This is a genomic window from Pantoea sp. X-Soil-ISGK-355, from assembly GCF_059730805.1.
This window is the reverse complement of the sequence record NZ_AP035971.1, coordinates 1,713,044-1,732,640: the sequence shown is the minus strand read 5'-3', so window position 1 is coordinate 1,732,640 and position 19,597 is coordinate 1,713,044. Positions and strand designations below refer to the sequence as shown.

General features: G+C 54.8%; 19 protein-coding genes. 9 read left to right on the top strand and 10 right to left on the bottom strand.

The window, feature by feature from the left end; genetic code table 11:
- Positions 1-132 precede the first annotated feature (132 nt).
- Complete coding sequence (chaA, locus tag AC6I8J_RS07980) at positions 133-1,224, top strand: sodium-potassium/proton antiporter ChaA (RefSeq protein WP_260058037.1); 1,092 nt, start codon at positions 133-135, stop codon at positions 1,222-1,224.
- Positions 1,225-1,283: 59 nt separating this feature from the next.
- Here chaA and kdsA read toward each other — a convergent pair whose 3' ends face one another.
- The 6 genes from kdsA to hemA are packed head-to-tail and all read right to left on the bottom strand — an operon-like array spanning position 1,284 to position 6,606.
- On the bottom strand, positions 1,284-2,138 hold the full coding sequence (gene kdsA / locus AC6I8J_RS07975) for a 3-deoxy-8-phosphooctulonate synthase (protein WP_033732390.1): 855 nt from the start codon (positions 2,136-2,138) through the stop codon (positions 1,284-1,286).
- A gap of 25 nt (positions 2,139-2,163) precedes the next feature.
- Positions 2,164-2,973: an invasion regulator SirB1 gene (gene sirB1 / locus AC6I8J_RS07970; RefSeq protein WP_161735585.1), complete on the bottom strand. Its 810-nt coding sequence runs from the start codon at positions 2,971-2,973 to the stop codon at positions 2,164-2,166.
- Between the two features lies 1 nt (position 2,974).
- Complete coding sequence (locus AC6I8J_RS07965; RefSeq protein ID WP_161735626.1) at positions 2,975-3,367, bottom strand: SirB2 family protein; 393 nt, start codon at positions 3,365-3,367, stop codon at positions 2,975-2,977.
- A gap of 23 nt (positions 3,368-3,390) precedes the next feature.
- Entirely contained in the window at positions 3,391-4,224 is an 834-nt protein-coding gene (prmC, locus tag AC6I8J_RS07960) for a peptide chain release factor N(5)-glutamine methyltransferase (RefSeq protein ID WP_161735584.1), read from the bottom strand.
- A complete protein-coding gene (gene prfA, locus AC6I8J_RS07955; RefSeq protein ID WP_497825242.1) occupies positions 4,224-5,306 on the bottom strand; it encodes a peptide chain release factor 1 in 1,083 nt (360 codons plus the stop codon). The genes prmC and prfA overlap by 1 nt, the downstream gene beginning before the upstream one ends.
- A gap of 43 nt (positions 5,307-5,349) precedes the next feature.
- The gene (gene hemA / locus AC6I8J_RS07950) at positions 5,350-6,606 is read right to left on the bottom strand and encodes a glutamyl-tRNA reductase (RefSeq protein ID WP_013357619.1); all 1,257 of its coding nucleotides are present in this window, start codon (positions 6,604-6,606) and stop codon (positions 5,350-5,352) included.
- Positions 6,607-6,822: 216 nt separating this feature from the next.
- Between hemA and lolB the strand changes: the two genes are divergently transcribed.
- The 4 genes from lolB to AC6I8J_RS07930 all read left to right on the top strand — a co-directional run bounded on the left by lolB (position 6,823) and on the right by AC6I8J_RS07930 (position 10,747).
- On the top strand, positions 6,823-7,446 hold the full coding sequence (gene lolB, locus AC6I8J_RS07945; RefSeq protein WP_033782873.1) for a lipoprotein insertase outer membrane protein LolB: 624 nt from the start codon (positions 6,823-6,825) through the stop codon (positions 7,444-7,446).
- Positions 7,443-8,300: a 4-(cytidine 5'-diphospho)-2-C-methyl-D-erythritol kinase gene (gene ispE, locus AC6I8J_RS07940; RefSeq protein ID WP_222924135.1), complete on the top strand. Its 858-nt coding sequence runs from the start codon at positions 7,443-7,445 to the stop codon at positions 8,298-8,300. The genes lolB and ispE overlap by 4 nt, the downstream gene beginning before the upstream one ends.
- A gap of 136 nt (positions 8,301-8,436) precedes the next feature.
- Positions 8,437-9,384, top strand: a complete 948-nt coding sequence (gene prs / locus AC6I8J_RS07935) for a ribose-phosphate diphosphokinase (protein ID WP_003850825.1) — start codon at positions 8,437-8,439, stop codon at positions 9,382-9,384.
- Between the two features lie 211 nt (positions 9,385-9,595).
- Positions 9,596-10,747, top strand: a complete 1,152-nt coding sequence (locus AC6I8J_RS07930; RefSeq protein ID WP_285085825.1) for a GGDEF domain-containing protein — start codon at positions 9,596-9,598, stop codon at positions 10,745-10,747.
- Here the strand turns inward: AC6I8J_RS07930 and ychH are convergent.
- Positions 10,744-11,019 carry a stress-induced protein YchH gene (gene ychH, locus AC6I8J_RS07925; protein ID WP_253421710.1) on the bottom strand — a complete coding sequence of 92 codons (276 nt, stop codon included), beginning with the start codon at positions 11,017-11,019 and terminating at the stop codon, positions 10,744-10,746. The genes AC6I8J_RS07930 and ychH overlap by 4 nt on opposite strands.
- 255 nt (positions 11,020-11,274) lie before the next feature.
- Here ychH and pth point away from each other — a divergent pair, with 255 nt between their 5' ends.
- Both pth and ychF read left to right on the top strand, forming a co-directional pair.
- On the top strand, positions 11,275-11,862 hold the full coding sequence (gene pth / locus AC6I8J_RS07920; protein WP_161735576.1) for an aminoacyl-tRNA hydrolase: 588 nt from the start codon (positions 11,275-11,277) through the stop codon (positions 11,860-11,862).
- Between the two features lie 108 nt (positions 11,863-11,970).
- A complete protein-coding gene (ychF, locus tag AC6I8J_RS07915; protein ID WP_013357612.1) occupies positions 11,971-13,062 on the top strand; it encodes a redox-regulated ATPase YchF in 1,092 nt (363 codons plus the stop codon).
- Positions 13,063-13,257: 195 nt separating this feature from the next.
- Here ychF and AC6I8J_RS07910 read toward each other — a convergent pair whose 3' ends face one another.
- From AC6I8J_RS07910 to AC6I8J_RS07900, 3 genes are all read right to left on the bottom strand, one after another.
- Positions 13,258-13,899, bottom strand: coding sequence for a response regulator (locus tag AC6I8J_RS07910; RefSeq protein ID WP_260058028.1), 642 nt, complete (start codon positions 13,897-13,899; stop codon positions 13,258-13,260).
- Positions 13,896-15,371 (bottom strand): PAS domain-containing sensor histidine kinase, encoded by a 1,476-nt coding sequence (locus tag AC6I8J_RS07905; protein WP_497825241.1) that lies wholly within the window; start codon positions 15,369-15,371, stop codon positions 13,896-13,898. Before AC6I8J_RS07905 ends, AC6I8J_RS07910 begins: the two co-directional genes overlap by 4 nt.
- A 126-nt stretch (positions 15,372-15,497) precedes the next feature.
- Positions 15,498-16,043, bottom strand: coding sequence for an RNA polymerase sigma factor (locus AC6I8J_RS07900; protein ID WP_260058026.1), 546 nt, complete (start codon positions 16,041-16,043; stop codon positions 15,498-15,500).
- A 275-nt stretch (positions 16,044-16,318) separates the two neighbouring features.
- Between AC6I8J_RS07900 and sctW the strand changes: the two genes are divergently transcribed.
- Together sctW and sctV are read left to right on the top strand one after the other, a co-directional pair.
- Positions 16,319-17,461: a type III secretion system gatekeeper subunit SctW gene (gene sctW / locus AC6I8J_RS07895; RefSeq protein WP_260058025.1), complete on the top strand. Its 1,143-nt coding sequence runs from the start codon at positions 16,319-16,321 to the stop codon at positions 17,459-17,461.
- 10 nt (positions 17,462-17,471) lie between these two features.
- Positions 17,472-19,595: a type III secretion system export apparatus subunit SctV gene (gene sctV / locus AC6I8J_RS07890; RefSeq protein ID WP_497825240.1), complete on the top strand. Its 2,124-nt coding sequence runs from the start codon at positions 17,472-17,474 to the stop codon at positions 19,593-19,595.
- Positions 19,596-19,597: the final 2 nt, after the last annotated feature.

The window sequence follows — 19,597 nt, the reverse complement described above, 5'->3', positions numbered from 1 at the left end:
TAAGTAAAAAGCAGTAAATTTTTCCCATCCGGGCCGGTGAAAAGATAAACTGCGCCCTGCCCTAAAACTGATTATATTTCTAACAGCAGCATCCGCTGCGTCCGGATAATCATTAACCAGAGAGGATGGTGAATGCCTTCACATGAAAAAACACGTCACAAGGAATTCTCACTGATACTTCCGCTTATCACGCTGGGTATACTCTATTTTTTTGGTGCAAACACCTCGTTTCCGATAATTGTCGGTATTAACTTAGTGGCGCTGGTTGCCATTCTGAGCAGCGCCTTCAGCGTTGTGCGTCACGCTGACGTGCTGGCCCACCGCCTGGGTGAGCCTTATGGCTCGCTGATCCTGAGCCTGTCGGTGGTGATTCTCGAAGTGAGCCTGATCTCAGCGCTGATGGCGACCGGCGATGCCGCACCCGGGCTGATGCGCGATACGCTTTATTCGATAGTGATGATTGTGACCGGCGGGCTGGTGGGTTTTGCGCTGCTGCTGGGCGGTAACAAATTTGCGACGCAGTACGTTAATCTGGCGGGCGTAAAGCAATATCTCATCGCTATCTTCCCGCTGGCGATTCTGGTGCTGGTGTTTCCCAACGCGCTGCCGGGCGGCAATTTCTCTGTGACGCAGGCGCTGCTGATTGCGGCAATTTCCGCGGCGATGTATGGTGTTTTCCTGCTGATTCAGACCAAAACGCATCAGAGCCTGTTTGTCTATGAGCATGAAGATGATAGCGATGATGGTGATCCGCATCATGGTAAACCCTCGGCTCACAGCAGCGTCTGGCACACCATCTGGCTGATCGTGCATCTGATTGCCGTTATTGCCGTAACCAAAATGAACGCCAACACGCTGGAAAGCCTGCTGACGGAGATGAATGCACCGGCACAGTTCACCGGTTTCCTGGTGGCTCTGCTGATCCTCTCCCCTGAAGGTCTGGGCGCGATTAAGGCGGTGCTGATGAATCAGGTGCAGCGCGCCATGAACCTCTTCTTCGGATCGGTGCTGGCGACCATCTCACTCACGGTACCGGCGGTAACCATTATCGCCACGCTGACCGGACAGGAGCTGATATTCGGGCTGGAGCCGCCGCAGATGGTGATTATGATGGCATCGCTGATCCTCTGTCAGATCTCCTTCTCAACCGGCCGCACCAATGTGCTGAACGGTGCTGCGCATCTGGCGCTGTTTATTGGCTATCTGATGACCATCATGCTGTAACGTCACCGGAGTTCAGGCGAAAAAAAAGAGCGATTAATCGCTCTTTTTTTGCAGCAAACTTACTTGCTGGTATCGAGTTCCGGGAAGCTTTTCACCAGATCGTCAATCGCTTTCATCTGCACCAGGAACGGCTCCAGCTTATCCAGCGGCAATGCAGATGGGCCATCACACAGGGCATGTTCCGGATCCGGGTGCGCTTCGATGAACAGACCGGCAATGCCGACAGCCATACCGGCACGCGCCAGCTCTGCCACCTGCGCACGACGCCCGCCGGATGCTGCGCCAAACGGATCGCGCGTCTGCAGCGCATGGGTCACATCGAAAATCACCGGGCTGTTTTTGGTGACTTTCTTCATCACGTTAAAGCCCAGCATATCGACAACCAGATTATCATAGCCAAAGTTGCTGCCGCGATCGCACAGGATAACCTGCTCGTTGCCACCTTCAGCGAACTTATCCACGATGTTGCCCATCTGACCTGGGCTGACGAACTGCGGCTTCTTGACGTTGATAACCGCACCGGTTTTCGCCATCGCTTCCACCAGGTCAGTCTGACGCGCCAGGAAGGCCGGCAGCTGAATCACATCCACCACTTCGGAGACCGGCTGCGCCTGTGCCGCTTCATGGACATCAGTGATAATCTTCACGCCGAACGTCTGCTTCAGCTCCTGGAAAATCTTCATCCCCTCTTCCAGGCCAGGGCCACGGTAAGAGTGAATGGAGGAGCGGTTCGCTTTATCAAACGACGCCTTAAACACGTAAGGAATACCGAGTTTATTTGTTACGGTGACATAGTGCTCGCAGATGCGCATCGCCAGGTCGCGCGACTCCAGCACGTTCATCCCGCCAAACAGTACAAATGGCAGATCGTTTGCAACGTTGATATCGCCAATACTCACGACTTTCTGTGTCATGCCCTTTCCTTTTCAGTGGGTCCGCTTAGTGCAGCGTGACCTGTTTTTGTTCGATTGCGTGAATCTGAACTTTGATCATTTCGCTGACCGGATCTTCAGGACACTGCTCAACGAAATAGTTTAAATCACTCAGGGCGATATGTTCGCACTCCAGCTGCGCGTAGATTAAACCGCGATCGCGGATTTCATAAGGATCATCCGGATCGATACGCAACAGCACCTGACTGACATTCAGCGCCAGCTCCATCTTCTTCTCTTCCATCAACGCTGCTTTCAGCGTGTCGAGCATCTTGCGCATCACGGTGACGGTTTTGGCTTCATCAAGATCATCGTCATACAGACGCGCGGTAGGGCTGATATTGCCTTTCAGCCACACTTCCAGCGTATGCCGGTCAAGGGTTTCACCATTGAATGGGTTGATCATCCACTTATCGCCATCAATCCAGTCGGCGCGCAGAATCAGCTGCGTCGGAAAGATCACCGGCATCAGCGGCAGTTCCAGCTCGGCGGCGATATGCAGCAGAATCACGCCCAGTGACACGGCGGTGCCCTGACGGGTCTTTAATACATTGTCGATCCAGAGCGCATCAGAAAGATTGTAGACGCCGCTGGCACCGCCAAATCCCCACTGGCGATAAAACAGTTCCAGCAGCTTTTCCAGCTGCATGTCAGCATCTTCGATGTCGCTGACATAGTCGCGCGCTTCGGCGACTAACGCCGCAAGCTGCGCTTCCACCGACACCGCCGGGAAATCGGCGCGGATGGCAAGCGTGGCACCAATCACCGCTTCACACAGCGGTGTCTGGCTGAAATCTAATTGTTCGGTCGAGGTCATGCTATCCCCATAACGGCATTTTGGTCAGCGCCAGCGTAATGATGGTCACCAGGGCGATTAACGCCACCAGAAAAGCGATCCAGCGGGTGCGATCAGTGCGTGGACGGCGACTCAATGCCACAAATCCTAAGGCGATGTAGATGATAACCGCTAAAAGCTTCTCCGTCAGCCAGCTTCCTTGTGGCGTGAAGGGATAGAAGTGGGTAATCACCACCAGCAAGACCCCAGTCAGCAGTAACAGGGTATCGTTAACGTGCGGCAGAATGCGGACCCAGCGTTTTGTCATCATCGCCGAACCACGGCGCAGCCAGTAAAACCGCAGCAGAAACAGCGTCACGGTCAGCACGACCGTTAAGATATGCAGATTTTTAATCAGGGGATAAAAAGCAAACATCATGAATCCTTTTCAAAGCGCTTTTATGAAGGGAACTGACCCAGCGTCACACGCGGATTACCGCCGTAATCGGCGACGGTTTCAACGGCGTGATAGCCATTATTCCGCATCAGCGTGGCCACCGCCTCACCCTGCTGCCAGCCATGTTCCAGCAGCAGCCAGCCACCCGGCAGCAGCCACGCGGGCGCCTGCCCGATGAGCGTGCGCAGATCGGCCAGTCCCGCTTCATCCGCCACCAGCGCGCTGCGCGGTTCAAAACGCACGTCGCCCTGCTCCAGGTGACTGTCGCTGGCATCAATATAGGGTGGATTGCTGACGATGAGCGTAAAGCGCTGCGGCGTCAGCGCCTGGAACCAGTGACTGAGCAGAAAGGTGGTATTAGGGAGGTTGAGCTGTGCTGCATTGCTGCTCGCCAGCTCAACAGCGGCTTCAATGCGATCCACGCCGGTCACCTGACAGTCGGGCCGCTCGCTGGCCAGCGCCAGCGCAATCGCCCCGGTGCCGGTGCCCATATCCAGAATGGTCGAGGGCGTCGCGGGCAGATGCGCCAGCGCCTGCTCAACCAGCAGTTCGGTATCCGGGCGCGGGATCAGCGTGGCGTCACTGACACGTAACGGCAGCGACCAGAACTCGCGTTCGCCCACCAGATGCGCCACCGGTTCACCCCGTGCACGCCGTGCCAGCAGGCTGTCCAGCTGTGCGAGTTGGGCATCGCTGAGCACCGTTTCATCGAAGGCAATTAACCAGCTGCGCGATTTGCCGGTCACGAAACCTAACAGGATCTCTGCGTCACGCTTCGGACTGTCACCCCCGCACAGCGTGGCGACAGCCTGTTTCAGCCAGTGACGAATATCCATTAATCCTGACCAGCCAGCGCTGCCAGCTGATCCGCCTGGTACTCCTGCACAATTGGCTCAATCAGGCTGTCGAGTTTGCCTTCCATTACTTCGTCCAGACGGTAGATTGTCAGGTTGATGCGGTGGTCAGTCACGCGGCCCTGCGGGAAGTTATAGGTACGGTTACGGTCAGAACGATCGCCGCTGCCCAGCAGGTTGCGGCGGGTACTGGCTTCGGCAGCGTGACGGCGGGCCATCTCTGCCGCGTGAATACGGGAACCCAGCACCGCCAGCGCTTTGGCTTTGTTTTTATGCTGAGAACGTTCGTCCTGACACTCCACTACGATGCCGGTTGGCAGGTGGGTAATACGGATCGCGGAGTCGGTGGTGTTAACGTGCTGACCGCCTGCGCCGGATGAGCGGAAGGTATCGATCTTCAGGTCACCAGCGTTGATTTCCGGCAGTTCCGCTTCCGGAATTTCCGGCATCACGGCTACGGTACAGGCTGAGGTATGAATACGGCCCTGGGATTCGGTCTCCGGCACACGCTGCACACGATGTCCGCCTGACTCAAATTTCAGGCGGCCATAGGCACCGTCGCCGGTGACGCGGGCAATCACTTCTTTGTAACCGCCATGCTCGCCTTCGTTGGCGCTGATGATTTCCACACGCCAGCGACGCGCTTCGGCATAGCGGCTGTACATGCGGAAGAGATCGCCGGCGAAGATCGCGGCTTCATCGCCGCCCGTTCCGGCGCGCACCTCGATAAAACAGGCGCGCTCATCGTCGGGATCTTTCGGCAGTAACAACACCTGCAACTGCTGCTCCAGCACGTCACTCTTCTCACGCGCTTCCTGAAACTCTTCCTGCGCCATATCGCGCATTTCAGGATCGTCGAGCATCTGCTGCGCCGTTTCGATATCGTCCTGAACCTGCTGCCAGTCGCGGAAGCAACGGGTCACATCGGTCAGTTGAGCATATTCACGTGACAGCGCACGGAAACGCTCCTGATCGGCGATCACGCCAGCATCACCCAGCATGGCTTCCACTTCTTCGTGGCGCTCCTGCAGGGCTTCCAGTTTGGCAACTATAGAGGTTTTCATTTAAATGTGGGATTCCCGTAAACAGGTGGCGACAGCGGTGTGCCTAATCGAGACCCAGGCTGTCGCGTAAAATCTGCAGGCGTTCATTATCGCCATCGCGGGCGGCCTGCTGAAGTGATTTGGTTGGCGCATGTATTAAACGGTTGGTCAGCTTGTGCGCCAGTTCCTGCATGACTTTCTGCGGATCGGCACCCTGCTGCAGCGCCTGCAGCGCACGGCCTTCCAGCTCAGCACGGATATCCTCCGCCTGAGAACGATATTCACGGATGGTATTCACCGCACCCTGTGAACGCAGCCACGCCATGAATTCGCTGCTTTCCTGAACGACGATGCTTTCGGCCTGAACCGCGGCCGCTTTGCGCTGCGCCAGGTTCTGCTCGATGATCGCCTGCAGGTCATCCACGCTGTAGAGATAGGCGTTAGGCAGATCGCCGACTTCCGGCTCTACGTCACGCGGTACGGCAATATCCACCAGAAGCATGGGTTTGTTGCGGCGCGCTTTCAGGGCGCGCTCCATCATCCCTTTGCCAATAATCGGCAGCGGACTGGAGGTTGAGGAAATTATGATGTCGGCTTCGGCCAGACGGGCATCGATCTCCGCCAGCGTGATCACTTCCGCGCCGACTTCCGACGCCAGCGCTTCGGCACGCTCGCGGGTACGGTTCGCGATGATCAGATTTTTGACCTGATGTTCACGCAGATGACGTGCCACCAGCTCAATGGTTTCACCCGCGCCAACCAGCAACACATTGACGGAAGAGAGAGATTCGAAGATTTGACGGGCCAGCGTACAGGCGGCAAACGCCACTGACACCGCATTGGCACCGATATCGGTTTCCGTGCGTACGCGTTTGGCGACAGAGAAGGTTTTCTGGAACATGCGTTCCAGTTCACTGCTCAGCGCATGACCGCGTGAGGAGTCGGCAAACGCTTTTTTTACCTGACCGAGTATTTGCGGTTCGCCCAGCACCAGTGAATCGAGTCCGCTGGCGACGCGCATGAGGTGACTGACCGCCTCGTTATCCTGATGCCAGTAGAGGCTGTTGCGCACATCCTCTTCATCCAGCTGATGATAATTGCATAACCAGCTCACCAGACGCGCCTGTAAATCGGCCTGCTGCTCTACACTGAGGTAGAGTTCCGTCCGGTTACAGGTGGACAACACCACGCCGCTCTGCACCATTGGCTGTGATAACAGGCTGTTCAGCGCCTGCTCAAGCGTCTCCGGCCCGAACGAAACGCGTTCGCGCAGAGCAATGGGGGCAGTCTTGTGGTTGATTCCGAGAGCGAGCAGCGTCATGGCGGTTTTGGTTGGGATGTCCCAATAATGTCAGGGTTTTGTGAGGCGCATTCTACAAGATGCGACAGATCAAGAAAAGCCATACAAAGGCTATGACTGTAATAAGATTAACCTGTTCGTGCTCAATTTGCTGCATAACAGCATTGACGGTTAAAACCGGGACGGTTAGCGTTATCCGTTACGAATAATAAATGTGTCCGAGGAGATGACCACTTGATGCTTAATTCACCACGCAATCTGTTGCGCCTTTTGCCCCTTGCCAGCGTGCTGCTGGCGGCCTGTAGCGTCAACAAACCGCAAGGTCCCGGCCCCAGCGTTACCGCGCCGCAGTGGCAACAGCATCAGCAGGCGGTCTCAAAGGTCACGCACTACCAGACCCGCGGCGCCTTTGCCTACCTCTCTGACAAGCAGAAAGTCTACGCCCGCTTCAACTGGCAGCAGACCGCACCCGATCGCTATCGCCTGCTGCTGACCAATCCGCTCGGCAGCACTGAACTGCAGCTTGATGCGCAAGGCTCGGTGGTGCAGATCGTCGATAACAAAGGCAAGCGCTACGTCAGTAACGATGCGCAGAAAATGATCTCGCAGCTGACCGGCATGAACATTCCGCTGGCCAATCTGCGTCAGTGGATGATGGGTCTGCCAGGCGATGCCACGGATTATAAACTTAACGATAGCTATCAGCTGAGCAGTCTCAACTACAGCCGCGACGGTCAGAACTGGCAGGTTTCGATTGCGGGCTACGACAGCAAGGTTACCCCGCCGCTGCCGTCCAGCCTGGAGCTGAAAGAGGGTGACCAGCGGATTAAACTGCGTATGGACGGCTGGACCGTTCAATGATCACCCACTGGCCTGCTCCGGCAAAACTGAATCTTTTTCTCTACATTACTGGCCGTCGTCCCGACGGCTATCACAACCTGCAGACGCTGTTTCAGTTTCTCGATTACGGTGATGAATTGCAGATTAGCGTCGATCACAGCGATTCTATTCAGCTGTTAACGCCGGTGCCGGGCGTCGCGGATGCGGACAACCTGATTGTGCGGGCCGCGAACATGCTGAAACAGGCGGCACAGGATAACCATCGCCTGCCCGCACGCGCGGGTGCGCAGATTGCTATCGAGAAAAGGCTGCCCATGGGCGGCGGCATCGGTGGCGGCTCTTCTGATGCGGCGACCGTGCTGGTGGCGCTGAATCATCTGTGGCAAACCGGCTTCACACCGGATGAGCTGGCGACAATCGGCGTGAAGCTGGGCGCGGATGTACCGGTCTTTGTGCACGGCTTTGCGGCCTTTGCAGAGGGCGTGGGTGAACAACTTCAGCCCGCAGCGCCGGAAGAAAAGTGGTATCTTGTCGCTCATCCCGGAGTGAATATCAGCACGCCCGTGGTATTCAACGACCCCGGGCTGACGCGGGATACGCCATCGCGCAGTTTATCGACGCTTTTAGCCTTACCCTTCACCAATGATTGTGAAGCAGTGGTAAGAAAACGTTTTCGTGAGGTTGATGCGCTTGTTTCCTGGCTGCTAGAATACGCGCCGTCACGCCTGACTGGCACAGGCGCTTGTGTGTTTGCTGAATTTGACACCGAGTCCGCCGCCCGCCAGGTGCTGGAGCTTGCCCCGAATGGGGTACGCGGATTTGTAGCCCGGGGCGTTAACGTCTCACCGCTACAGCGTACCCTGCGAGGCGATTAGCGAATGCGTGACAGTGTCACCCCGTTCCGGACACTGCGCGTTTCGCATTAACACACCCGTGTGAACGTCTATGACCGTACGCGCCGGTTACAGTCATGCCGTTCATTCTCTGGACGCAAAGCCTGAGGTTCTTCTCGTGCCTGATATGAAGCTATTTGCTGGTAACGCCACCCCGGAACTAGCACAACGTATTGCCAATCGCCTTTACACCAGCCTGGGAGACGCCGCTGTAGGCCGTTTCAGTGATGGTGAAGTGAGCGTACAGATTAATGAAAATGTACGCGGTGGTGATATTTTCATCATCCAGTCCACCTGTGCTCCCACCAACGATAATCTGATGGAACTGGTTGTGATGGTCGACGCGCTGCGTCGTGCTTCTGCTGGTCGTATTACCGCAGTCATCCCCTACTTTGGTTATGCCCGTCAGGACCGCCGCGTGCGTTCCGCGCGTGTACCTATTACTGCTAAAGTAGTGGCAGACTTCCTTTCCAGCGTCGGTGTTGACCGTGTTCTTACGGTTGACCTGCACGCCGAGCAGATCCAGGGCTTCTTCGACGTCCCGGTTGATAACGTATTTGGCAGCCCGATCCTGCTGGAAGATATGATGCAGATCGGTCTGGAAAACCCAATTGTGGTTTCTCCCGATATTGGTGGCGTAGTACGTGCCCGTGCTATCGCTAAACTGCTGAACGACACCGATATGGCTATCATCGATAAACGCCGCCCTCGCGCGAACGTTTCTCAGGTGATGCACATCATTGGTGACGTTGCTGGCCGCGACTGCGTGCTGGTCGACGATATGATCGACACCGGCGGCACGCTGTGCAAAGCGGCTGAAGCGCTGAAAGAGCGTGGTGCCAAACGCGTGTTTGCTTACGCGACGCACCCGATCTTCTCCGGCAATGCGGTTGAAAACCTGCGTAAATCTGTACTCGACCAGGTCATCGTCTGCGATACCATCCCGCTTTCAGACGAGATTAAGTCACTGCCGAATGTGCGCACGCTGACCTTATCTGGCATGCTGGCCGAAGCGATTCGCCGCATCAGTAACGAAGAATCTATCTCGGCGATGTTCGAGCATTAATCTTCGCGGAACCGGGCGCTGTGCCCGGTTTTTTTATCTCTGCCTTCCCGATTAACCCGCTTCTTTTTCTGCCTTTTCCCCGATAAATTTCCTTTTAATCTCCTGTTTTCAACGCCACCCACTTTTTTACTAAAACGCGGTGTTCCCCCGCTTCTGCCCTCCAGTATTAAATGGTAATTTGCTGCGCATTTCTCATCTGAATTCAGCCATCATGAGCCTTGATATCTACACATTATTTGTCTGCGAGCTCTACGTGCTGGGGTTTCTGAGCATCATTATGGTGTTTGCCTGGGTGGGGTCGCACTATGACCGCGTTCTTGGCTTCACCTGTCTGTCACTGGTTTTCACCCTGATTGCCGTATTCTTAAGCAGCCTGCGCAGCAGCGGCCTGCATTTCCTGCCGGTTGCGGTGGGCAATGTGTTAGTGATGCTCGCTTATGGCGGATTATTAAATGCGTTCCGGCGCTTCTGCGGTAAACCCATCGGCACACACTGGTTACTGGGTGCCCTGCTCTGGGCACTCCTCTGCTGCTTTCCGGCGTTTTATTACAGCTTACCCAAACGGATACTGGTATTGTGCATCGCCTGCGTCGCCTATACCGCCGCACTGATCCAGCTGGTCTGGCAGGCGCGTGACACGCTGAAAGCCACTTTCTGGCCTGCCCAGCTGCTGTTGTGGATCCACCTGCTGTTTCATCTGGTGCGCCTGTTTCTGGACAGCGCTATTCCCAGCACGCTGCCTGGCGCCATTGGCGGATCGGACTTCTCGGTTTACGTGATTCTGGAATCCATTCTGTTTGTCATCGGCCTGACGTTTACCATTCTGGCCATGGTAAATGAGCGGATGCAGATAGCGTTAAAATACTCTTCCCTGCACGATCCGCTGACCAGCGTCTGGAATCGCCGCGCCCTATTTGCTGAAGCAGAGAAAATTGTGGCGCGCTGCCGCCGTCAGAACCGGCCGTTCAGCGCAATACTGTTCGACCTCGATCATTTTAAAAGCATCAACGATCGATATGGTCATCATCAGGGCGACCAGATTTTGATTCACTTTTGCGAAATAGTCAGAGGATTGATACCGGCTGAGGGGCGTTTTGCACGACTGGGCGGAGAAGAGTTTGCGGCCATCATTCCGGCAGGAGCACGGGATGCAGAGGCGTGGTGTGAGGCGATCCGGCTGGCGGTCTGTGCATCGCAACCCAATGAAATAGCTTATTCGGTCAGTATTGGCTTTGCCACGGTCACGCACAGCCAGCAGGATTTTGTGAGTTTACTGGCGATGGCAGATGCGGCGCTCTATCACGCGAAAGCCAGTGGCCGGAACTGCACTGCGCAGCATCCGGTCCCGGCAGCTTTCAGTTAGTGGTGAGAGTTGTGTGACCGGCGGCAGCGCTTGTCATAGTGACGCAGCCAGTAATAACGATCCTCAACTTTTTCACGGCCACTGATACGCGCGCCCACCAGCCACATCAGTGCGCCAATAAAGATGCTCAGAATCGCGCCCTGCGCCAGAAACTGTGGCAAATCGAGTGTCGGCAGCTGGTTAATAATTGAAAACCCAACACCCAGCACCATTGTGACTAATCCCAGTACCATCAAGCTGTTACCCGCTACGCGGCAGTGTTGATGTTTCATGCTGCACCTCCATCCATATGAGTTAATAACCGCACACAATGTTAAGTGTCATAAGTTTAGGCAATGGCTGAGGTCCACGTTGCGGACTGGATCACACATCAGTCATAAAGAATGACCTGGCCCTGAATGCAGCCTGTTGATTCAGATGGAAAATGATTAATCACGGTTCTGAACCATTTCGCTGCTTGTGCTTTGTCATCTCGCCTGTGGCGAAGTAAACTAACGCCCTTTCGCGATAACAGCAGGATAATCATTGTGAGCAGCATTAAACTGATTGTGGGACTGGCCAATCCGGGCGCTGAATATGCCGCCACACGCCACAATGCGGGTGCCTGGTATCTGGATCTGCTGGCTGAGCGCCACAATCAGTCACTGAAAGAGGAAGGCAAATTCTATGGCTATACCGCCCGCCTGGCGATAGCCGGCGAGGATGTGCGCCTGCTGGTGCCGACCACCTTTATGAACCTGAGTGGTAAAGCGGTGGCGGCAATGGCGACCTTTTATCGCATCGCGCCAGAAGAGATTCTGGTGGCGCATGATGAACTCGATTTGCCGCCCGGTGTGGCAAAGTTCAAGCAGGGCGGCGGCCATGGCGGCCATAACGGGCTGAAAGACATCATCAGCAAGCTGGGCAACAACAATAATTTTCATCGGCTGCGCATCGGTATCGGGCATCCCGGCGATCGCAACAAGGTGACCGGATTTGTGCTGGGCAAGCCGCCCGCCAGCGAGCAGAAGCTGATTGATGAGGCCATTGATGAGGCGGCGCGCTGCACCGAACTGTGGCTGAAAGAGGATCGCATCAAGGCAATGAACCGGCTGCACGCCTTCAGGCCTGCTTAAACGCCCGAATCGTCGTGATTCCGTGTATAATGCGCGAAATTTTTCCATTCGTCTCCGACAGTCCGCCTTATGGCGTGCTGTCCATCCAGTTATAAAGGGTATCAAACCATGGGATTCAAATGCGGTATCGTGGGCCTGCCGAACGTCGGTAAATCCACTCTGTTTAACGCGCTGACTAAAGCGGGCATCGAAGCGGCTAACTTCCCCTTCTGTACCATTGAGCCAAACACCGGCGTGGTACCCATGCCTGACCTGCGTCTGGACCAGCTTTCTGAGATTGTTAAGCCACAGCGCGTGGTGCCGACTACCATGGAATTCGTCGATATCGCGGGCCTGGTAAAAGGCGCGTCCAAAGGTGAAGGCCTGGGCAACCAGTTCCTGACCAACATTCGCGAAACCGAAGCGATCGGCCACGTGGTGCGCTGCTTTGAAAACGACAACATCATCCACGTTGCGGGTAAAGTAAACCCGGCGGAAGATATTGACGTGATCAACACCGAGCTGGCGCTGTCCGATCTGGAAACCTGTGAGCGTGCGATTCAGCGTGTGCAGAAGAAAGCCAAAGGTGGCGACAAAGATGCCAAAGCCGAGCTGGCTGCGCTGGAGAAGTGCCTGCCGCATCTTTCTGAAGCGGGCATGCTGCGTTCACTGGATCTGGATGCTGACGACAAAGCGGCCATCCGCTATCTGAGCTTCCTGACCCTGAAGCCGACCATGTACATTGCTAACGTCAATGAAGATGGTTTCGAGAATAACCCGTACCTGGATCAGGTGCGTGCTATCGCCGAAGCAGAAGGTTCAGTCGTCGTGCCGGTGTGCGCCGCCGTTGAGTCGGACATTGCCGAACTGGAAGATGAAGATCGTGAAGAGTTCATGGCGGAGCTGGGACTGGAAGAGCCGGGCCTGAACCGCGTTATCCGCGCCGGTTACTCGCTACTGAACCTGCAGACCTACTTCACCGCTGGCGTGAAAGAAGTGCGTGCCTGGACCATCCCGGTTGGCGCCACTGCCCCACAGGCAGCCGGTAAAATCCATACCGACTTCGAGAAAGGCTTTATCCGCGCCCAGACTATCGCGTTTGAAGACTTTATCGCCTACAAAGGCGAGCAAGGCGCGAAAGAAGCCGGCAAGATGCGTTCAGAAGGTAAAGAGTACATCGTGAAAGATGGCGATGTGATGAACTTTTTGTTTAACGTCTGATTGGGTTGTTGCCGCATGAGGTTTCACTGAATCTCATGACGACACAAAAATCTTTAAAATCCACGCAACTGCGTGGATTTTTTATTGTGCGGTCGGGCGTAAAATTCATGCGGAGACGTCCTCTCCACCAGCCGAGCTTCAAAACAGGCTCAGATCGACCCCGCCCCAGGCGTATCAGACGGTGCCTTCAGCATGTTATTGCACCAGGTTATGCTGCAGGGAATATTTCACAATATGGGCATTATTGGTAAATTTCATTCGCTTCATCATGCGTGACTTATAGGTGCTGACGGTTTTATTGCTGATGGAGAGCGCATCGGCTATCGCATTAATCGACTCCCCGTGGGCCAGCATGATCATGATTTGCCGTTCGCGCATTGTCAGGCTCTCATGAGGCGCACGATTATTGCTCTGGTAGTCGGAGAAAATAATCTCCTGTGCCAGATCGTGATCGATATAGCGTGATCCCTGCGCCACCGTACGAATCGCGTTGAGTAAAACATCAGGTGCTTTGTCTTTGGTGATATAGCCCAGCGCGCCATTATTTAACACCCGCCGGGTAATCTGCGGTTCGTTGTACATACTCAATACCAGAATGTGCAGCCCAGGATAGAGAGGCATCAGGCGGGTAATCAGATCTTCTCCGCTCATGCCAGGCATCGAAATGTCCAGCAGCAGCAGATCGACTTCGTGCTGACGCAGACGCTCCAGCACCTGGCCGCTATCCGATGCTTCGCATACCACGTCGATATTGTCATCAAGAGCAAAAATTTGCTTCAGGCCCTCGCGCATAATGGCATGATCGTCGGCAATCATCAGACGTATGCATTTACTCATGGGTTAATACTCCCGGTTTTCGGACTGGATGCTTCTGATTTAACGCTTACAGAGAGGGGGAACTTCAGTTTAACCCGGGTCCCTTTTCCGGGCGTGCTATCGATGGTCGCTTCTCCATTTAGCATGCGTCCTCGCTCCCTGATGCCGTGCAGCCCACACGTCCCTTTCTTCACACGATTCAGATGAAACCCTTTACCGTTATCGACCACTTCGATGAGCAGCGCATCCGGCTTGAGTTTGACGAAGATATACACATTGCTGGCTCTGGCATGACGGATGACATTGGTGAGGGACTCCTGTACCACGCGAAAGGCCGCCGTCAGCGTCGCCTCATCCAGCACCACGGTGTGTTCATCAGGTGCCAGCAAAATGCAGCGGATACCATTGTCTTTTATAAACTGATCGCGCAACCATTCCAGCGCCGGAATTAACCCAAGATTGAGAACATTAGGCCGCAGGCGCGTCGAAACATCGCGCACCACCTGAATCGTGCTGTCCAGATGCACCATCAGCTGCTGTATTTTTGCCTGCTGCGCTTTGACAGACTGATCTTTACGCATCGCCAGCAGCGACAATCCGGTGCGCAGCGCGGTTAAATGCTGCCCCAGCTCGTCATGAATATCACGCGCAAGCTGTTTTTTTTCCGCTTCCCGCGCCCGCTCCAGATTATGAGTTAACTGCCGCAACTCCTCTTCGGTCTTGCGGATTGCGGTGATATCGCGCCCAACCGCCAGCACGCTAACCAGCTCGCCCTGTAAATCATATTCCGGCACGCAGCGCACATGCAGGGTGCGTTTATCACCCTGATGCTTTACCACCAGCTCATCTTCGGCCACTTTCTCATCAACCATCGTGCGTGAGACCAGCTTAAACAGGCTCAGTCCAATCCCCCCGCGCTGCACGCTTTCGGTCAGCGGCATCCGACTGATATCGTTTTCGCTAAGATTAAACCAGCTGCGGACCGCCAGGTTGGCATAGAGGCAACGGGTCTGCAAATCAAAACGTAAAATGAGGTCGGGAGAATTTTCCACTACCTGATGCAGCTGTTTTTCCCGCAGTTGCTGCTGCTCTTTTTGCCTACGAATTTCATGCATATCACGCACAATGCATAAGATATGCAGCTCATCATCCTGGTGATATCCGCTACAACTCACCTCTACGGGAAAAACGTCATGCCGACCGGTATGATGTGAAGTGAATTGTATCCCTTCAGGGCGAGTACTCAGTTTCCACCACAGGGCAAAAACATCATTGTCGCGCAGTTCTTTATCTATGATGTCAAAGCTGAGTTGCGAAAATGCCTCACGGGAATATCCCGTCAACTGGCAGGCTTTATCGTTGACATATTTGATATGCAGCTGGCTGTCTATCAAATATATCGCATCATGAATTTTGTTTAAGGCAATATTTGATAAGCCGGTGATATTAATTTCGTGATTTTCATTCTGACCAGATACACCCTGTAAAAGCATTATTCCCTCCACGAATTTATCATGCCGCAGAGAATAACGTCCCGACGGCATAATAGTCATAACCCGCTAAATATTAACGAGCTGATAAGCTTAGCAGTTAAATTGCCATTTATCGTAAGCCCAGGTTCATGCGTAAATTCTCCCTTTCAATGTTTCCCGCGCGCGTGAGAGTCGGGAACGCACGGTGCCGACCGGGATGGCTAAATGCTGAGCGATATCCTGATAGCTGCCCTCCTCCTCCACAAGGATAGACAGCATAACCCTGACGTCTTTCGGCAAAATTTCCAGGGAGGCCAGCGTATGACTCAGTAATTGCCTGTTTTCCGTCAGATCGCTGGGATCGTTATCCAGCATCAGATCGGCGACAACCTCATCATTAAGGTTATCAAACAGATAGTGCATCTGTTTCGACTTGTAATAGTTGCGAATTAAATTAACTGCGATGCCAAACACCCAGGTTTCCGGACGGGATGCGCCGCGAAACTTATGGCAGTTAGACAACACTTCCAGACAGGTCATTTGCAGGATGTCATCAGCATCTTCATGGCTGGCAATACGTTTTCGAATGAAATTTAACAGCTTCTTATTATGCGTAATGAAGATCTCATCCCAGTTTACGTTAATTGATAAGGGTGACTCTGCGACAGCGGATACGAGCGTTGAATTAATCATTTTCTTATCTCTCTGAGTAGTGGCTATTGATTGCCTGACATAGCAAGAGATATGCCATCCGCCGCTCAGCAAATAACCCACTGTTTATGAAAACAATTAATTCTTAATACAGAATTATCTGAGACAGTTTTTACCTTTCCTTATCGCTGAATAATGCAAAAAATTGCACTGATTTCCTGGCGAAATTATTCGCCCTTTTTTTTACTGCTTTTTTCGGAACCGACAGGCGTGCTTTGACACAGAAAGAGAGTAATAACCACTGAGGATGGCTGGCGATGCTCAAAATACAACATGCGATACCGGCGCTGGCGCACTCGCTAAAAGCTCTGCATAAAAATACGCCACAGGCAGCAGGTAAAAACGACCTGCCGGATAATGTCCGCGCGCGGGAATCGTCACTGAATGACGCGATGGAAGAAATTGGTGCCACGTTCAGTGAAAAGATGGAGCGCAGGCAAAAGGCGCAGAACCGCCGTAACGCATCACGTAACCCGCAGCGTGGCAGACAGGCACTCGGCAAAGTCGGTGAGCTGAATGCGCTATTTTCCCTGCTCGATGGCGGCGATGAACAGCAAACGCTGGAGCAGATGGCGTGGCTGCGCAGCGTCCTGCGCCAGAATCCGCCACCGGATAGCGACACACTCCTTGAAAAGACCGGCGGCGATCCGGCACGTACCGCCCTGTTACTGCGTATGCTCGGCGAACAGGCACAGGATGAAGGCGACGGGGAACTGGCCGGGCTGGCCGGAACCCAGCTGAATAAGCTACAGCAGACTCACGGCCAGGCCATTCGTGCAGGCAACAACACGGCGTCAGCCATCGCCGGGTACACCTGCGATCCGCAGCGTAAACAGTCGTTGCGCAACCTCTATTACGACGGCATCGTCCACCAGCAGTCCGCAACAAGGATGCTGGATATGCTACTGGAGCTGATCGGCTCACGTCATCTGATACCGACGCTGCGTACTATGCAGCGCGCGCTGGCGGATGATATCGCCGCGCTTGCCCCCTCAATCAGCGTCATGACTCTCGGACGTATCCACCGCGGACTGCGCGATGCTGCCGGGATAAGCCAGACGCTAAGCGACAGCACGACTTTTTTGCAGCGTATGCGCAGCAAATTGCCCGGTGTTGCCATGAACAGCCTGACTCTGGCGCGCCGGATGTTGCAAATCAGCCATAACGGCGCTTATCAGAGTGATTTTACGGGGCTGGCGGACGATATTGTCGGCCAGAACAGGCAGCATCTGCCGCTCTTTTTTAGTTCGCTTTTTCCGCTCCTTCACAGCGTGCCTGCCTCGCTGTGGCCCGCCCAGGAAAACCGCGACAACGCGTTAAAACTGCTGCGCGGCATGATTACGGACGTCACCAAAACTGAGCAGCAACAGCAACGCCGCAACCGGAACGCAGCGTCGTGAGGCAACAAAGATGAATACCCTGTTTCAGATACTGAATCGCATCGCTATCAGCGCCATGCAACGCTCCGAAGTGGTCGGTGCGGCTTTTGCCATGGCGCTGGTGTTCATGCTTATTATTCCGTTACCGCTGCCATTAATTGATGCGCTGATAGCGGTGAATATCTGCCTGTCATCTCTGCTGGTCGTGCTGGCCATGTATCTGCCCAAGCCGCTGGCGTTCTCGACCTTTCCCGCCGTGCTGCTGCTCACTACCATGTTCCGCCTGGCGCTCTCTATCTCCACCACCCGCCAGATCTTAATTCAGCAGGATGCGGGCCATGTGGTGGCGGCTTTCGGTAATTTTGTGGTGGGCGGCAACCTTGCAGTTGGGATGGTGATGTTCCTGATCCTGACTGTGGTGAACTTCCTGGTCATTACCAAAGGTTCCGAAAGGGTAGCCGAAGTGGCCGCGCGTTTTACCCTTGATGCGATGCCCGGTAAGCAGATGTCCATCGACAGCGATCTGCGCGCCGGACTGATTGATGGGGTACAGGCCAGAAACCGGCGTAATGAACTGGCAAAAGAGAGTCAGTTATTCGGGGCGATGGATGGCGCGATGAAGTTTGTTAAAGGTGACGCCATCGCCGGGCTGGTGATTGTCGTGATTAACCTGATTGGCGGCATCAGTATTGGCGTGCTGCAGCTGGGCATGCCGGCCGGCGAAGCGATGCATATCTACTCGATTCTGACCATCGGTGACGGACTGATTGCGCAGATCCCTGCGCTGCTGATCTCGCTGACCGCCGGGATGCTGATTACCCGCGTCTCGTCCGACGATGAACAGACGGTCGATAATAATATCGGCCGCGAGATTGCCGAGCAGTTAACCAGCCAGCCGAAAGCCTGGCTGCTCTCATCCATGGGTATGGTGGGCTTTGCCCTGCTGCCGGGTATGCCAACGGCCATTTTTTTGCTGCTGGCCGCGCTGACGATGATTAGCGGCGGTTTTCAGATCTGGCGCGTCAGGAAGACCCTGAGCCTTGCGCAGCCACAAATGGAAAATGAGGTCATTCCCCCTGAGCTGAACGGCAAGGAGGATTTACGTCAGTTTAACCCGACACGGCCTTATCTGATCAATTTCTCCTCCTCATGGCGCTGCCATACGGAGATGCTGGAGCTGGTGCAGGATATTCGCCGCCTGCGTAACCGTATCGTTTACCACTTCGGCTTTACCCTGCCCGCGTTCGATATCGAGTTTCTCGACCAGCAGACGGAAGATGAGTTTCGCTTCTCGGTTTATGAAATCCCGAAAGTAAAAGGCACATTTAACGTGTCGCACCGGGCGGTGAAACGCCGCTGGCTGGACGAGATCGCGTCCGCTGACAGGGAAAGCGTGGCAGAGGGCGATGCGCGGCGTCAGGAAAACGATCTTATCTGGCTGCCGGCGGATCATCCGCTGCTGCAAAACGAAGAGGTCGAGCGCTGGACCGCGCGCGAACTCCTGGTCAAGCGCATGGAGAACGCGATTCACGCCAGCAGCCCGCATTTTATTGGTCTGCAGGAAACCCGCGCGCTGGTGAGCTGGCTGGAATCAGAGCAGCCGGAGCTGTCGCAGGAGTTGCAGCGCGTGATGCCCCTCTCACGCTTCTCCAGCGTCCTGCAAAAACTGGTGTCAGAACGTATTCCGCTGCGATCGGTTCGGGCCATTGCCGAAGCGCTGATCGAGCATGGGCAGCATGAGCGTGACATCGGGCTGCTGACCGACCAGGTGCGCATCTCGTTAAAAAATCATCTCTGCTACCAGTATGCCCGCCCGGATGGCCTGCATGTCTGGCTGCTGACACCGGAACTGGAAGAACAGTTGCGTGACTCGCTGCGTCAGACGCAAAACGATCTCTTCTTTGCGCTTACCCATGAGCAGATCAGCGCCATTCTCCCGGTCATCGCGAACGCTTTCCCGGCTGACACCCCGGAAAGCGCCGTGCTGCTGGTCGCCCAGGATCTGCGCAGCCCGCTGCGCGGGCTTATCCAGGAAGAGTTCCACTATGTGCCGGTGCTCTCGTTTGCAGAGCTGCAACCTAATCTCGCAGTAAATGTGCTGGGGCGTATAGAGCCTGATCCGGCCGCTTACTCACTTACCACGTGGGAGAGTTAATC

Coding starts and splice junctions, on each gene's coding strand:
- chaA (WP_260058037.1), top strand. CDS start 133: ATGCCTTCACATGAAAAAACACGTCACAAGGAATTCTCACTGATACTT.
- kdsA (WP_033732390.1), bottom strand. CDS start 2,138: ATGACACAGAAAGTCGTGAGTATTGGCGATATCAACGTTGCAAACGAT.
- sirB1 (WP_161735585.1), bottom strand. CDS start 2,973: ATGACCTCGACCGAACAATTAGATTTCAGCCAGACACCGCTGTGTGAA.
- AC6I8J_RS07965 (WP_161735626.1), bottom strand. CDS start 3,367: ATGTTTGCTTTTTATCCCCTGATTAAAAATCTGCATATCTTAACGGTC.
- prmC (WP_161735584.1), bottom strand. CDS start 4,224: ATGGATATTCGTCACTGGCTGAAACAGGCTGTCGCCACGCTGTGCGGG.
- prfA (WP_497825242.1), bottom strand. CDS start 5,306: ATGAAAACCTCTATAGTTGCCAAACTGGAAGCCCTGCAGGAGCGCCAC.
- hemA (WP_013357619.1), bottom strand. CDS start 6,606: ATGACGCTGCTCGCTCTCGGAATCAACCACAAGACTGCCCCCATTGCT.
- lolB (WP_033782873.1), top strand. CDS start 6,823: ATGCTTAATTCACCACGCAATCTGTTGCGCCTTTTGCCCCTTGCCAGC.
- ispE (WP_222924135.1), top strand. CDS start 7,443: ATGATCACCCACTGGCCTGCTCCGGCAAAACTGAATCTTTTTCTCTAC.
- AC6I8J_RS07930 (WP_285085825.1), top strand. CDS start 9,596: ATGAGCCTTGATATCTACACATTATTTGTCTGCGAGCTCTACGTGCTG.
- ychH (WP_253421710.1), bottom strand. CDS start 11,019: ATGAAACATCAACACTGCCGCGTAGCGGGTAACAGCTTGATGGTACTG.
- ychF (WP_013357612.1), top strand. CDS start 11,971: ATGGGATTCAAATGCGGTATCGTGGGCCTGCCGAACGTCGGTAAATCC.
- AC6I8J_RS07910 (WP_260058028.1), bottom strand. CDS start 13,899: ATGAGTAAATGCATACGTCTGATGATTGCCGACGATCATGCCATTATG.
- AC6I8J_RS07905 (WP_497825241.1), bottom strand. CDS start 15,371: ATGCTTTTACAGGGTGTATCTGGTCAGAATGAAAATCACGAAATTAAT.
- AC6I8J_RS07900 (WP_260058026.1), bottom strand. CDS start 16,043: ATGATTAATTCAACGCTCGTATCCGCTGTCGCAGAGTCACCCTTATCA.
- sctW (WP_260058025.1), top strand. CDS start 16,319: ATGCTCAAAATACAACATGCGATACCGGCGCTGGCGCACTCGCTAAAA.
- sctV (WP_497825240.1), top strand. CDS start 17,472: ATGAATACCCTGTTTCAGATACTGAATCGCATCGCTATCAGCGCCATG.